Origin of the sequence: Porphyromonas bennonis DSM 23058 = JCM 16335, from assembly GCF_000375645.1 — a bacterium.
In the GTDB taxonomy this organism is placed as follows: domain Bacteria; phylum Bacteroidota; class Bacteroidia; order Bacteroidales; family Porphyromonadaceae; genus Porphyromonas_A; species Porphyromonas_A bennonis.
Map to the genome: position 1 here is coordinate 13,232 of NZ_AQWR01000016.1, position 13,608 is coordinate 26,839.

A 13,608-nucleotide genomic window follows, 5' to 3' on the forward strand; every position below is an offset into this window, starting at 1 on the left:
TATGCTCTCTCTGCCCACACTCTTTGCCCCTGCGATCCTTCATGTCAGGCTGATGATGGATCATCCTGAGGCTGTGATCTGTGTGGGTGAGCAGTATCAGAAGCAGACGCTCCGCAATCGGACTTACTTCCTGACCCCACAGGGTGCTACGCCCTTTACGATCCCGGTGGAGCGCTTCGGTTATCCATCCCCTGCCACCTCGGAGATCTCGCTGGCGGAGCACGATCACTGGAGACATCGGCTGGAGGAGGCGCTGCGCTCGTCCTACTGCTCCACACCCTACTGGCTGTACTATGAGGATCAGGTGATCTCACTCTGTCGGTGCGAGGAAGGGGGTAGGCTTATGGACTTCAATCAGCGGTGGCTTGCCTTTATCCTCGGCGAGTGGGATATACCCCTGCCCTCTGTAGTGGCGGAGTGGTCGCAGGACCTCGATCACCACGCAGAGGTCGCTCTCCCCTCCTCTCTGGAGGGTCACGAGCTGCCGAGATACTGGCAGGTCTTCGAGGATCAGAATGGATTTATACCCAACCTGTCGGCTCTCGACCTACTCTTCCACTTAGGTCTGGAGGGTCGACTTTATCTCAATAAGTTATGAAGAAACTTTACCGACTGACGACGCTGCTCGCTGCGCTCATCCTGCTGCCCTGCTGCCTTGTCGCACAGGACTTCTGCGATTACTTCGTCGACCGGACGCTACGGCTGGACTACATCTTCTCCGGAAATGCCGAGACGCAGGAGATCTCACTGATGGCGTACTATAAGATCCCCGGCTGGTATGGCAAGAGACATCGGCTGGCAGAGACACCGATGCAGGGGAATGGCACGATCACGGTCAGGGACCTTGCGACCGGGACGGTGATCTACAAGCACCCTTTCTCCTCACTCTTCCAGGAGTGGCTCAGCTATCCTGAGGCGAGGGAGAGCGGCAGGAAAGCCTTTGAGAATGTCTTTCTCATCCCCATGCCGAAGCAGCCGGTGGAGGTTTGTCTCGAGCTCAGGAACAATCGCCACGACGTCATCGCCGCGATGACACAGCGCATAGACCCGAGTGATATACTGATGACCCCACTCGGCGAGCAGGGGACCACGCCCTACACCACCCTGCAGACACCCAAGGACAGCTCGCGAGCGATCCATATAGCATTTGTCGCTGAGGGCTACACGGAGGATCAGATGGAGGACTACCTGTCGGATGCTCGTAAGGCGGTGGAGTCGATCTTTGGGCACGAGCCCTTCAAGTCCATGCGCGACCGCTTCTCCATCATAGCAGTTCGATCCCCGTCTGAGGAGAGTGGCGCATCCATTCCCTCCAAGGGGGTCTGGCGCGACACGGCACTGGGATCCCACTTCGACACCTTCTATAGCGAGCGCTACCTCACGACGCTGCACCTCCGCAAGCTGCACGACCTACTTGCCGGCACACCCTACGAGCACATCATCATACTGGTGAATACGCCTCACTATGGCGGAGGCGGAATTCTCAATTCGTACAACCTCTCGATGACTAAGGATCCGGCCTTCGTCCCGGTGGTAACCCACGAGTTTGGGCACAGCTTTGCCGGGCTGGCGGAGGAGTATGCCTACGAGGCGGAGCAGATACCTATGTATCCGACCGACGTGGAGCCGTGGGAGCAGAATATCACGACGCTGAAGGACTTCGCTACCAAGTGGTCTGACCTGCTACCCACAGAGGTGTCCACGATACCGACCCCTGAGGAGAGCAACTACCCCGTGGGTGTATACGAAGGAGCCGGGTACAGTCTTAAAGGTGTCTACAGACCCTCCAAGGACTGCCGCATGCGGACGAATAGTAACCCCGAGTTCTGCCCGGTCTGCCGTAGGGCAATCCGGGAAGTAATCGACTTCTACACCGACTGAGAAGGCACCGATCAGTAGCTCCTGACCAGAGGCTGCGTGGTGCAGCGGAGTAGGCCTCCCAGCTTGCTCACCTCACGGTATGGGGTCGTCAGCACCTCCAGTCCTCGGGACTCAAGCCACTCCTTTAGCCGTGTAAAGGCACTGTCTATCACCACCTTCCTCGGAGAAAGACTGAAGATATTCGTATTCATCTCGAAGAACTCCTCACGCGTAATCGTGAAGACGCACTCAGGACCGAAGAGCGACTCGAGATACTCATAGTCAGAGTAGTGCCTGAAGGCACCGGGGAAGATGATCGCCAGCCCCTCTCCCACCGGCTGGAAGGCGCAGTCGAGATGCAGGACTCCCCGATAGGGGTCGTGGTCGTCCTTGATGAGCTGAAGCGGGATGACCTCACGCTCCGGGAAGAGACTCTTGAGGAAGCCGATGGCGTACTTATTCGTCCGTGCAGTGCTGTATTGGTCGAAGTCTGTCGTCAGGTGGCACCCGAGGAGGATCCGTCCGTCTCTGAGTACCGTCACATCGCCCCCTTCCACCGAGACATAGTCGGGAGCCGTCACGATCTTATCCGGATCGATCTGCGACCAGATGGCATCGTACGCCTTCATCTCCTGCTCTCTGTCGGCGATGATATTGGCGCGAACAAACGTGTCACCGATGACAAAACCTACATCTCGCGCAAAGATCTGCTGCATCCCCCGGTGCCGCCCGGGACGAAGGACGGTCACGCCCTCCCGCTCCATAAGGGAGACAAACGCCTCTACCTCACGATTGAGATCCTGATCCAAAGGGTACTGGTCGTGCAGAATGGTGTGGTATGTCTTGGCGTCGTAGGCTTCGGTCAGTGCCGGAGGCTCGCCGTTATGAAATGCCACACCGGCCACCACGGTGTCCAGCCGCCCTACCTCGTCTAATATATTTAAGTCTATCATAGTAAGGCAAATATAGGATTATTTCTCTTCCTCCTCTAAGTTTAGCAACCTGATCCCCGGTATTTTCTCGAAGAATGTGATCTGCTTGCGTGCGTAGACTCGACTATTCTTCTTTACCTTATGGATCGCTTCGTCTAACGAGCATTGCCCATCCAAGTATTGGATCACCTCCTTGTATCCGATGGTATTCAGGGCATTGCAGTTCCTAAATGGCAGCAGCTTGCGTACCTCGTCCACCAGTCCCTGCTCAAACATCAGATCCACCCGTTTATTGATCCTCTCGTAGAGGATCTCACGAGGGCGAGAGAGCACCCACACCTCCACTTGGTACGGGAAGACTCGAGACCGATGCGTATGCCAGGAGGAGAAGGGACGGTGAGTGGTCTGCCACACCTCGAGTGCGCGGATCATCCGCTTGTGGTTATTCCCATCGATAGAGGCGAGGTAGAGCGGGTCTACCTCGGCCAGCCTCGCCCGGATGGGCTCTATGCCCTCCGTTTCGAAGCACTCCCATAAGGAGCGCCTCACCTCAGGATCAGGCTCAGGAATAGGGTCCATCTCGTAGAGTAGTGCCTGTATGTACATCATCGATCCCCCCACGATGAGAGCAGTGTCATGAGATAGATGGATCTCGTCCACCATCTCTAACGCCTCTGACGCAAAGTCGTACGCATTATAGGGACTTGTGACCTCCCGGGTGGCAACAAAAAAGTGAGGCACCGCATGCATATCCTCTCGGGATGGCGCATCGGTGCCTATGCTCATACCTCTGTATATCTGTCTGGAGTCGGCGGAGAGGATCGGCGTGGAGAGTCTCTGAGCTAGCTCCATCGCGTAAGCGGACTTGCCCACTCCGGTAGGTCCTGTCAGGATGATCAGCCGCTTTTCTGAGTGGGTCAAAGGGGAAGGTCCTCAGTGGGGATCTCGTTGTCAAACTCACCCGACTCGTCCGAGGTGCCAAAGCCCTCCGGGTCAAGCTCGGAGCTGTCGAAGGCTTCACTCCCGTACTCATCCGGCGTAGCCTCTTCGTTGAGCTTTCTCTTCCTCTTGCCTTGCTCCTCGTCGGGGACCTCTGATGAGACCTTTTTTGGCTTATTCTCCTTCTTCTCCTCCTCGACAGGCAGTGTCTGGAGGGGTGGCTCGCCCTCCGATCGTGAGATCTCAAATACACCGGCGAGGCTGCCGGAGGTCATCTCCCGCAGCTCTATGTAGAAGGCTCTGGATCTCTCGATGTCAAAGGTCAGCATCAGACGCTCCCTCTCGTTGCTGAGCAGCTCTGAGAGTCGGGTGCTCTCCATGAGATAGACATCCTCGTCAGAGCGACTATGGGGTGGCTCCACCTCGTATACCGTCATCCGACGGGACCAGCTCTGGTCAGTGAGGTGAATAAGGGAAGGCTCTACAGGCGAGTAGCCGATATCGTCATAGAGTGCACTACGAAAGTCGGCGAAGGTCGACTCACTCCCGATACGGATATCTCTCCTGAAGGAGCGAGCCTCCGGTGAGACGATTACAAAACGATAGATCATACCTCTTTTCCCCTGAGAATACCCCGCTTAGAACTGCGTATAAAATCGACTATGCGCCGACGCTCAGGGGTGTCCTCAAGTGTTTTCTCAATTGTCTCCAGGGCATCGCTCACGTTGAGTCCCTGGGCATAGAGTATACGATAGGCATCACTGACGAGTGCGATTTCCTCCTCGGTAAATCCCCGACGGCGCAGACCGATGAGATTAACCCCGGAGAAGACAAGCGGTTCGCGAGCCGCAATAGCATATGGGGGAATGTCCTTTGTGACCCTACTTCCTCCCTGTGTCATGGTGTGGCGACCAATGAGCGTAAACTGATGGACAAGCACTGAGCCGCTTAGTATCGCCCAGTCGTCTATCTCCACTTCACCGGCGATCTGGGAGGCATTACCGATGATCACATGATCCCTCAGCACGCAGTCGTGTGCCACATGCGCATAGGCCATGATCAGACAGTCCTCCCCGATCACAGTCTTGCCCCTGGAGGCCGTACCCCGACTGACAGTCACATACTCTCGGATCACGGTCCGATCTCCTATGATGGCCACCGTCTCCTCACCCCTAAACTTCAGATCCTGAGGCACACCGGCGACCACTGCATAGGGATGGATCTCACACTGACTGCCGATCCTTGCGCCGGATCGGATGATCGCTCCGCTGTGGACGTGAGTCCCCGGACCGATCTCCACATTGTCCTCCACGATGGCAAAGGGATCCACACGGACATCCTCTGCAAGGACAGCACCGTCGGAGACAAGTGCAAGAGAACTGATAGACTTATTTGATACCATATCGTTTATTTCTCACCCTCCTGATTAGGTACTACCTTGGCCACGACCTCAGCCTCGCAGACTATCTGGTCACCTATGTAACCTACTCCTCTAACTCGGGCAAAACCATGCCGTCCCGGTGACAACGCCTCCACTCGATAGATCACCGTATCGCCGGGTGTCACCTTTTGCCTAAATCTGGCACTCTCTATGCGAGCCAGGTAGGTGGAGTGCGGACCCGGCTCATCTACCATATGGAGGACAAGTATCCCGGCTATCTGAGCTATCGACTCCACAAGCAAGACACCGGGGACGATAGGCTCCTGAGGGAAGTGTCCCTCAAAGTAAGGCTCGCCAACGGAGTAATTCTTCAGCCCCACTGCGGTACCCCCATTTATCTCAATAATACGGTCTACGAGGAGCATCGGGTAGCGGTGCGGAAGGATCTGCATGATGGCCCGAGTATCCAGGAGCGGCTTTGCCTCAGGGTCATAACTGGGTGCTCGCTTCTCCTCACCCTCTATCACCTCCAGTAGCTTCCGACAGAGTCTGCGATTGATCGTGTGACCGGGCTTGGTCGCAATCACTCTTCCCCTTATCCTACATCCGGCAAGAGCAAGGTCTCCCAGTACGTCCAGCAGCTTGTGACGGGCAGGCTCGTTGGGGTAGGCAAGCGGCCGATGGCTGATATACCCGAGCTTAGACGCATCGCTGTGATCCACCCCGAGCTCATCAGAGAGCTTGTCCAGCTCCGTCTGAGGGAGCTCCCGGTCGTAGATCACCAGCGCATTGTCGAGATCTCCGCCCTTGATCAGATTATTCGCTACTAAAGCCTGTACCTCTCTCACAAAGACAAAGGTCCTCGCAGGTGCGATCTCCTCAGCAAAGTCATCGCCCCACTCATAGGACGCAAACTGATGCGAGAGGATCGGTGAGTCATAGGAGATCAGCACATCTACGGCAAAGGTGTCGTCCGGTAGTAGGGTAAGCCTGGCACCGGACTCCTCATCACAGACCTCGATCTTACGCGGCACGACGAAGAGCTTCGCCTCAGCCTCCTGCTCCACAAGTCCCACCTCCCGGATCTTATCGACATAAGGTTTGGCGCTCCCGTCTAATATCGGAGCCTCCGGACCATCCAGTTCGATCAGGCAATTGTCCACACCCATCATGGCGAGTGCGGCCATCATATGCTCGATGGTGCAGACGGAGAAGTCCCCCTCTCTCAGTGTCGTGCAGCGATCAGACTGAGTAGCATACTTGACGAGCGCCGGTAGGACAGGCTTGTCCGGCAGGTCGGTCCTGCAGATGCGTATCCCGTGTCCCTCCTCGGCCGGTAAAGCTCTCAGGTGAATGTACTTCCCCGTATGCAGTCCCTTACCCTCCAGCTGAAACGATCCCCCCAGGGTATGCTGATGTGTCATACGTTGTCTCCTCTTCAGTTACGCTTATCCCTAAGCTCCTCCAGCTCCTCTCTCAGACGCTTTACCTCCTTGGTGAGGTCGTAGAGCTGCTTGTCGAGCTGCGGCAGTCGATCGGTCACGGCGGCGCTCTTCATCGCCCTGACATAGGGTCTCCCGGGGTAGCCAAACCAATAGCTCCCCTCCTCCTCTATGCTCGCCATGATACCCGTCTGTGCCCCGAAGGTCACCCGATCGGCAGTCTTCAGGTGACCGGCGATGCCCACCTGACCGCCCAGCCGATTCCACTGACCGATAGTGGTCGAGCCGGCGACGCCGGACTGTGCCGCTATGGCGGTATGCTCCTTCACCTCACAATTGTGGGCGATCTGGACAAGGTTGTCGATCTTCACTCCCCGCCTGATGATCGTGGCATCGAGTACAGCGCGATCGATACAGGCATTAGCCCCCACCTCCACGTCATCCTCGAGGATCACCTTACCGGTCTGCGGGATCTTGTCCCAGCCCTTATCTGTGGGGGCAAATCCAAATCCATCTGCACCCAAAACGGCACCCGAGTGGAGGATGCAGCGATCCCCGACGATCGTGCGATTACTTATCGTCACCTGCTGATAGATCTTACAGTCCGCCCCTATGGAGCAGTCCTCGCCGATATAGACCTGGGCCCGGACGATCGTCCGCGCACCCACCTTACTATTCCTCCCAATGTAGACAAAGGGGCCCACCGAGGCGGTCGGATCCACCTCTGCCGAGGGGTCCACGATGGCAAATTGTGAGATCCCCGCCTCCGGCTCGGAGCCATCTCGTATCACGCTCAGCAGCTTCGCCAGGCTGTCATAAGGGTCAGAGACACGTATCAGTGTAGTAGTGACCTCACCTGTCGGTCGGTAGTCTGCCTCCACCAGTACGGCACTGCACTTTGTGGTATAGAGGTAATGCTCGTATGCAGGGTTTGCGAGGAAGGAGAGAGTCCCCTCCTGTCCATTCTCTATCCCTCCGAAGTCAAAGAGCTCCACATCAGGATCTCCATCCACGACACCGTGGAGGAAGTCCGCCACCTCTTGGGCTGTATATTTCATACGGATTTAATTCTCAAATAACGTGATGCCTCTCCAGCTCCCGCTCCATCTCCTCCTGGAGTGCGATTGACTTGGTGCGGGCGGCGTCAGCAAAGTCCTCCCCCTTGGATGCAAAGATGATCCCTCGGGACGAATTCACAATCAGTCCACACTCCTCCGTCATGCCGTGACGACAAACCTCCTCCAGCGATCCCCCCTGCTTACCCACACCGGGTACAAGGAGGAAGTAGTCGGGAGCAATCTCCCGGATCTGGTCAAAGAGGGTTGCCTGAGTCGCACCCGCAACAAACATCAGTTGCTCTGCCGAAGCCCACGACACCGCCGTCTCCAGGACTGCCTGATAGAGCAGTCGACCATCCTCCAGCCTCAGATGCTGGAAGTCTGCCGAGCCGGCATTAGAGGTCAGTGCTAGGAGCACCGTCCACCGATCGGTGTACTCAAGGAATGGGGAGAGACTATCCCGCCCCATATAGGGCGCCGTCGTGACCGCATCCGCCCCCAGCTCCTCGAAGGCCGCCTTGGCGTACTGAGCCGAGGTATTACCGATGTCGCCCCGCTTCGCATCCAGGATCACCAGAGTATCAGGATACTGCTCATGCAGATAGTCGATCGTCTCACCCAGCACGTCGATTCCCTCGGCGCCCAGCGGCTCATAGAAGGCCTCATTGGGCTTATAAGCCACGGCAAGATCTGCAGTAGCATCTATGATCGCTTTATTAAAAGTCAGTACCCCCTCGGCAGTCTGTGGAAGGTGCGGAGGGAGAAGGGTGGAGTCACTATCCAGGCCGACACAGAGGAAAGACTTCTTACGCCTAATCTGCTCGACGAGTTGCTGCTTATTCATGTCTCAGTATCCGTAATGCATTCGGGCAAAGGTACTGATTTTTGCCCAATTCTATCCCCTCATTTCACGCTATATAGTTGAACTATGGTGCATCAGAGGGATGTGGTAAGACCGGGACCGGTGACTTCCTAATGCGTTAGGAGCAGGCTCCGATCTATTACCGGTAATAGAGATACCACTGACAGAGAGGACCATATACAGTCCCGAAAAGCAGGTGATCGGACGCAAAATACCAGGAAGTCCTCACTTCTCCTGATCCCCTCAAGAAAGACACTCTCTCATCCCGCTCAGTCCCACCACACCAAAATGCGGATCAGCCGACGACCCCACAGTTATCAGACAACAATAATTACTGGTCATGAATAAGTTGTAACTTTGACCACAAAGGGCTGACTCCGAGAAATGAAGTCAGCCCTTTCTTATCCGGCAGCAATGAATATGACACAATTTTCTCACCGTACCCTCGGGGCAATTGATGTGATCCTGATGCTCGAGGAACTACACAGACGAGGCTATGAGCGCCTACGTTTCTTTGGCTATACTTCACCTAACGGCATGGCGTATAGAGTCCACATCGCACATCGTGACGCGATGCGGGAAAATGGATATGAGCTGGAGGGCGATCCTATCTGGTACATGGCTGTAGGGAGTAACAGCTGTGGTGTGACACCAGAGACTCTGGCAGATGAGTTCTTGAGGGAGTATGCAGACCACCCGGATCTAAATAGGGCCAAGGCTGAGGATCCCGAGTACGTGCAGTGGTTTTCGAGGGTGGCAGACCTTGCTCAAGAGGGCGTCTATCTCAGCCCCTATTCTGAGTATCGCGACTCGTGCCTGCCGAGGGGCTTTATCTACACCATAGGAGATGGGGAGGAGCGAGTGCCACTGCCCCCTTTGCCGTAGAGTCACTCTGGCGGTTACTTGCCGATGCAGAAGTGGGAGAAGATGGAGTCGAGGAGGTCCTCCGTGACGACGTCCCCGATTACCTCGCCCATCGCTGCTGTGGCATCACGCAGGTCCTGCGCCAGCAGCACGGTGGGCTGATCGGTCCTTAGTCCCTCCTCTACCCGCGCCAGTCCATCAGCTGCACGGCGGAGCGCCATCGCCTGACGGAGGTTGCTGACCACCACCTCACCCTCTGCGACCACGAGGTTGGCAAAGTGACGATGGAGGAGGTAGGTCACCTTCTTCGCCTCCAGGGGATCCCTTCCAGTGATATCGATCACCTCATGGACACCCAGCGAAGTGAGGTGGTCCGACATCCGACTACGCTCCTCAGGCGTGGTCTCATCGAGCTTATTGAGCAGAGCCACCACCTCGGGCGTATCAGAGGGAAGCTTTCGCCACACTTCGTCCACCGCCTCGGTCGTCTCCCGCGGATCGATCATCCAGAGGATGAGCAGTGCAGAGCCGACCTCGCGGATCGTCCGCCCGATGCCGAGGCTCTCCACCGGGTCCTCCGTCTCACGCAACCCGGCGGTATCTATGAGGCGAAACTCCTGCCCGTCAATAAATAAGTGGCCCTCGATGGTGTCACGGGTGGTGCCCTCCACGTCGGAGACAATAGCACGATCTTCGCCAAGCAGGTTATTGAGCAGGGTAGACTTGCCGACATTAGGGCTGCCCACGATAGCGATCGGTATGCCCCGCTTGACCGCCTCCCCCTTCCGGTAGCTCTCCGAGAGGGCGAGCACCTCCGCCTGCAGTGCTTCGCAGCTCTGCAGCAGCTCCGGGCGGGAGACAAAGTCGACATCCTCCTCAGAGAAGTCCAGCTCCAGCTCCAGCAGGGAAGCCACCCGGATCAGCCCGTCACGCAGCTCTGCGACACGGGTGCCAAAGCGCCCGGTCATCTGGGTGAGCGACATCCTGAGGGCAGATCGATTGGTCGCCAAGATGACATCGTTGACCGCCTCGGCGCCGCCAAGTGTCAGCTTCCCGGCGAGCACCGCCCGACGGGTAAATTCGCCCCGCTCTGCCACTCTTGCACCCACTTTGCAGAGCTGCTCGATCACCAGCGAGAGGATCAGCGGCGAGCCGTGCAGAGTCAGCTCCACCATCTCCTCACCGGTATAGGAGTGAGGTGCACGATAGACGAGCGCCATCCCGTCATCGATCATCTCGCCCGACGCATGGTCGACAAAACGACCATAGACCATCCGGTAGCCCTCCGTCTGAGAGAGTGACAGAGTGTCCTTGCGCTTAGGGACGAAGATCCTATCCACCAGCGAGAGAGCCGACGGACCAGAGACCTTGATCATCCCAACCGCAGAGACTCCGGCAGGCGTGGTGACGGCACAGATGGTATCGTGGATAGGCATATTATATAGGGCGCAAAAAAAGCGCTGACGGAGGCCGCAAGCCTTTGTCAGCGCTTATAGTGTCTTGCTTTAGGAAAAAAGCGAGCGATGGATCACATCGCAAGAGGTCTTACTTAGCAGCCTGATCCTCCTTCTTGGCGGCACGCTTACCATAACGATTGAGGAACTTGTCCACACGACCTGCCGTGTCGACGAGCTTAGCCTTACCGGTATAGAAGGGGTGCGAGCTGCTGGAGATCTCGACTTTGACCAGAGGATAGGTCACACCCTCTACATCGATCGTCTCTTTCGTATCGACTGTAGAGCGAGTAATGAACATATCGCCATTAGACATATCCTTAAATACTACCTCACGATAGTTGTCCGGATGAATACCCTGTTTCATTGCTATATCGTCTTATGTAAATGTTATCGGACTAATTATGACTTGCGACCGCAAATGTACTACAATTTTCCTATTCCTCCATATCCCCAACACCTTAATATCCACTTGATCCAAGCAGAAACAGAGCTAAGTCCATCACTACACTCGAAAGATAGAGGGACACCATCGGACTGAAGGAGGCTAATCCAACAAATAACTACATTTGTGGAGCCACTTATATCAACTTACACTTAGATAACGACTATGGATGGTAACGCAGAGCAGATCATGAAGCGCCTGAGAAACTACCACTCGACCTTCAGGATACCCGTATACCAGAGGAATTACGACTGGGGAGAGCATCAGTGCGAGCAGTTATGGAAGGACCTGATGGATCTCGTCAAGCACCCTGACCGCCCGTCTCACTTCTTTGGGAGTATCGTCGCCAAGGGAGAGAATGACGACTGGCTGATCATAGATGGTCAGCAGCGTATCACCACCATAACCCTCATCATCATCGCGCTATGCAGAGCTGCGAAGGATGGTGACATCACGTACCGCGACGTCCGAGAGATAGATGAGCTGGAGGTCAATAACATCTTCATCGACTACAATAAAGATCCGGATCACCTCCGCCTGATCCCCATAGAGAAAGACCGGCAAGCGCTGCGGGCTCTGGCGTCGATGCCTGAGGATCAGTTTGTCCAGGAGTCCAATCTCACAGCCAACTACAGATACTTCTATCAGCGTATAAAGTCCGGAGAGCACTCCTTAGAGGACATCAAGGATGCACTCTTTAGGCTGACCATTATCTTCATATACCTCAGCGACAAGGATGATCCTCAGATGATCTTTGAGAGCCTCAACTCTACCGGTCTCGACCTAAGTGAGGCAGACAAGGTGCGCAACTTCCTCCTTATGTCCCTCTCTACAGAGGAGCAGGAGAGGTGCTACCGTAAGTACTGGCGGGTGATCGAGTATAACACAGGCTCTGAACCCACACGATTTATCAGAGACTACCTAAGTATCAGGACAGGCAGGATCGCCAGTCTGTCGGGACTGTACTACGACTTCAAGCACTACTTCAGCTCCGGGAGTAACAGCCGGGAGGAGGAGATGAGGGAAATGGAGTACTACTCGAGGTACTACCGACAGGTCATTAACGCCGACACGGATGACAAATCTCTCAATACTAAGCTGCAGCACCTGGGTAATATTGGATCTGAGGTTGGCTCCTCCTACTATATGGACCTCCTCAGCGATCGAAGCAAAGGTCTGATATCGACAGAAGAAGCTTACCAGGCTCTGAGTCTCATAGAGAACTGGTGGGCCAGGAGGATCATATGCGACTACCCGGCCAACTCGATGACTAAGATCTTCTGTACGCTCCACCGCGATGTCTACCGTATGCGGGAGAAGTCTGATGAGCGTCAGATACCCTACCATGAGGTCCTCAAGTATATCGTCCTGTCCAAGACGGGGAAGGCGAAATTCCCGGACGATACTGAGCTAAAGGATCGGCTCGGGAAGCGACAGGTCTATCTCATCACGAAGAGCTACCGGAACTTCCTCCTCGAGAGACTGGAGAACGAGGATGGGAAGGAGAGCATCGACATCATACGTGGCTTAATCGAGGGGACGATCTCGATAGAGCACATCATGCCTCAGAAGCTTACCCCCGACTGGCGGAAGAGTCTGGGTGAGGACTACGAGAGAGTACATGCGGAGTACCTCCATACACTGGCGAATATCACCCTCACCGGCTACAACTCAGACTACGGCAATAGGAGTTTTGACGAGAAAAAGAACGGGTACGTCACGGCAAAAGGGGAGCTAGTAAAGGGATACAGGGACAGCAAGTTTGCCATCACCCAAGAGGTCTGCACCCATGATCACTGGGATGAGTCGTCGATCCAGAGGAGGCAGGAGTGGATCTACGATCGACTCATACAGCTATGGCCGATGCCGGAGACCGACTTTGCTCCGAGGGAGGACGACGTGGTAGAGATCAGGCTCAGTGACGATGAGAGTCTCACGTACAAGATACTCACCGCCTTTTCTTACCAAGGTGAGACACACGAGTGCAGTCTATGGGTCGAGATGCTAACCAAGGTTGCCGAGCTGCTGTATGCTCAATACCCGGAGACTCTCCGCAGACTATGTGCGGAGAATAAGTTTAGCTACTTCACAGACTCGTTGGAGGGACAGAAGTACCCCTTGGACTTCAGGAGACTTGGTCAAAATGTTTATCTGAAGACTGCTCTAAGTAACACCAGCAAGCGCTTCCAGCTGCAGATTCTCTTCGACGAGTGTGGGATCGACCAAGAGGACTTGGTATTCTACGTCAAGCTGCCCGCCAAGTCCAAGATAACCGTGGATAAGAAAGAGGACTCAGGATCCGAGGACAAGAGGCTTCCCCTCGATCTCCTCGACTAAGCTACACTTAGAGTCAAACCAATCAGCAGAACAA

General features: G+C 55.5%; 13 protein-coding genes. 4 read left to right on the forward strand and 9 right to left on the reverse strand.

All coding sequences use genetic code 11. From position 1 onward, the window contains the following. The first annotated feature begins 1 nt into the window (after nucleotide 1). Nucleotides 2-598: a WbqC family protein gene (locus tag B088_RS04300; RefSeq protein ID WP_018107180.1), complete on the forward strand. Its 597-nt coding sequence runs from the start codon at nucleotides 2-4 to the stop codon at nucleotides 596-598. Then, nucleotides 595-1,881 (forward strand): M64 family metallopeptidase, encoded by a 1,287-nt coding sequence (locus B088_RS04305; protein WP_018107181.1) that lies wholly within the window; start codon nucleotides 595-597, stop codon nucleotides 1,879-1,881. Before B088_RS04300 ends, B088_RS04305 begins: the two co-directional genes overlap by 4 nt. An 11-nt stretch (nucleotides 1,882-1,892) precedes the next feature. On the opposite strand, the gene B088_RS04310 is transcribed toward B088_RS04305, so the two are convergent. From B088_RS04310 to pyrF, 7 genes are read right to left on the reverse strand one after another with little or no spacing between them, the layout of a single operon-like run. Further along, on the reverse strand, nucleotides 1,893-2,813 hold the full coding sequence (locus tag B088_RS04310; protein WP_018107182.1) for a dimethylarginine dimethylaminohydrolase family protein: 921 nt from the start codon (nucleotides 2,811-2,813) through the stop codon (nucleotides 1,893-1,895). 18 nt (nucleotides 2,814-2,831) lie between these two features. Next, nucleotides 2,832-3,713, reverse strand: coding sequence for a tRNA (adenosine(37)-N6)-dimethylallyltransferase MiaA (gene miaA / locus B088_RS04315; protein ID WP_018107183.1), 882 nt, complete (start codon nucleotides 3,711-3,713; stop codon nucleotides 2,832-2,834). After that, complete coding sequence (locus tag B088_RS04320; protein WP_018107184.1) at nucleotides 3,710-4,342, reverse strand: hypothetical protein; 633 nt, start codon at nucleotides 4,340-4,342, stop codon at nucleotides 3,710-3,712. The genes miaA and B088_RS04320 overlap by 4 nt, the downstream gene beginning before the upstream one ends. After that, complete coding sequence (lpxA, locus tag B088_RS04325) at nucleotides 4,339-5,133, reverse strand: acyl-ACP--UDP-N-acetylglucosamine O-acyltransferase (RefSeq protein ID WP_018107185.1); 795 nt, start codon at nucleotides 5,131-5,133, stop codon at nucleotides 4,339-4,341. Before lpxA ends, B088_RS04320 begins: the two co-directional genes overlap by 4 nt. Nucleotides 5,134-5,138: 5 nt before the next feature. Continuing rightward, nucleotides 5,139-6,536 (reverse strand): bifunctional UDP-3-O-[3-hydroxymyristoyl] N-acetylglucosamine deacetylase/3-hydroxyacyl-ACP dehydratase, encoded by a 1,398-nt coding sequence (locus tag B088_RS04330; RefSeq protein WP_018107186.1) that lies wholly within the window; start codon nucleotides 6,534-6,536, stop codon nucleotides 5,139-5,141. Between the two features lie 14 nt (nucleotides 6,537-6,550). Then, complete coding sequence (lpxD, locus tag B088_RS04335; protein WP_018107187.1) at nucleotides 6,551-7,612, reverse strand: UDP-3-O-(3-hydroxymyristoyl)glucosamine N-acyltransferase; 1,062 nt, start codon at nucleotides 7,610-7,612, stop codon at nucleotides 6,551-6,553. Nucleotides 7,613-7,625: 13 nt separating this feature from the next. Continuing rightward, nucleotides 7,626-8,456, reverse strand: coding sequence for an orotidine-5'-phosphate decarboxylase (gene pyrF, locus B088_RS04340; RefSeq protein ID WP_018107188.1), 831 nt, complete (start codon nucleotides 8,454-8,456; stop codon nucleotides 7,626-7,628). 438 nt (nucleotides 8,457-8,894) lie between these two features. Here pyrF and B088_RS04345 point away from each other — a divergent pair, with 438 nt between their 5' ends. Continuing rightward, nucleotides 8,895-9,359, forward strand: a complete 465-nt coding sequence (locus tag B088_RS04345) for a hypothetical protein (protein WP_155802304.1) — start codon at nucleotides 8,895-8,897, stop codon at nucleotides 9,357-9,359. A gap of 14 nt (nucleotides 9,360-9,373) precedes the next feature. Here B088_RS04345 and mnmE read toward each other — a convergent pair whose 3' ends face one another. Both mnmE and B088_RS04355 read right to left on the reverse strand, forming a co-directional pair. Further along, nucleotides 9,374-10,774 carry a tRNA uridine-5-carboxymethylaminomethyl(34) synthesis GTPase MnmE gene (mnmE, locus tag B088_RS04350; RefSeq protein ID WP_018107190.1) on the reverse strand — a complete coding sequence of 467 codons (1,401 nt, stop codon included), beginning with the start codon at nucleotides 10,772-10,774 and terminating at the stop codon, nucleotides 9,374-9,376. A 109-nt stretch (nucleotides 10,775-10,883) separates the two neighbouring features. Next, a complete protein-coding gene (locus B088_RS04355) occupies nucleotides 10,884-11,159 on the reverse strand; it encodes a type B 50S ribosomal protein L31 (protein ID WP_018107191.1) in 276 nt (91 codons plus the stop codon). Between the two features lie 243 nt (nucleotides 11,160-11,402). Between B088_RS04355 and B088_RS04360 the strand changes: the two genes are divergently transcribed. Then, nucleotides 11,403-13,574 carry a DUF262 domain-containing protein gene (locus tag B088_RS04360; protein ID WP_018107192.1) on the forward strand — a complete coding sequence of 724 codons (2,172 nt, stop codon included), beginning with the start codon at nucleotides 11,403-11,405 and terminating at the stop codon, nucleotides 13,572-13,574. Nucleotides 13,575-13,608: the final 34 nt, after the last annotated feature.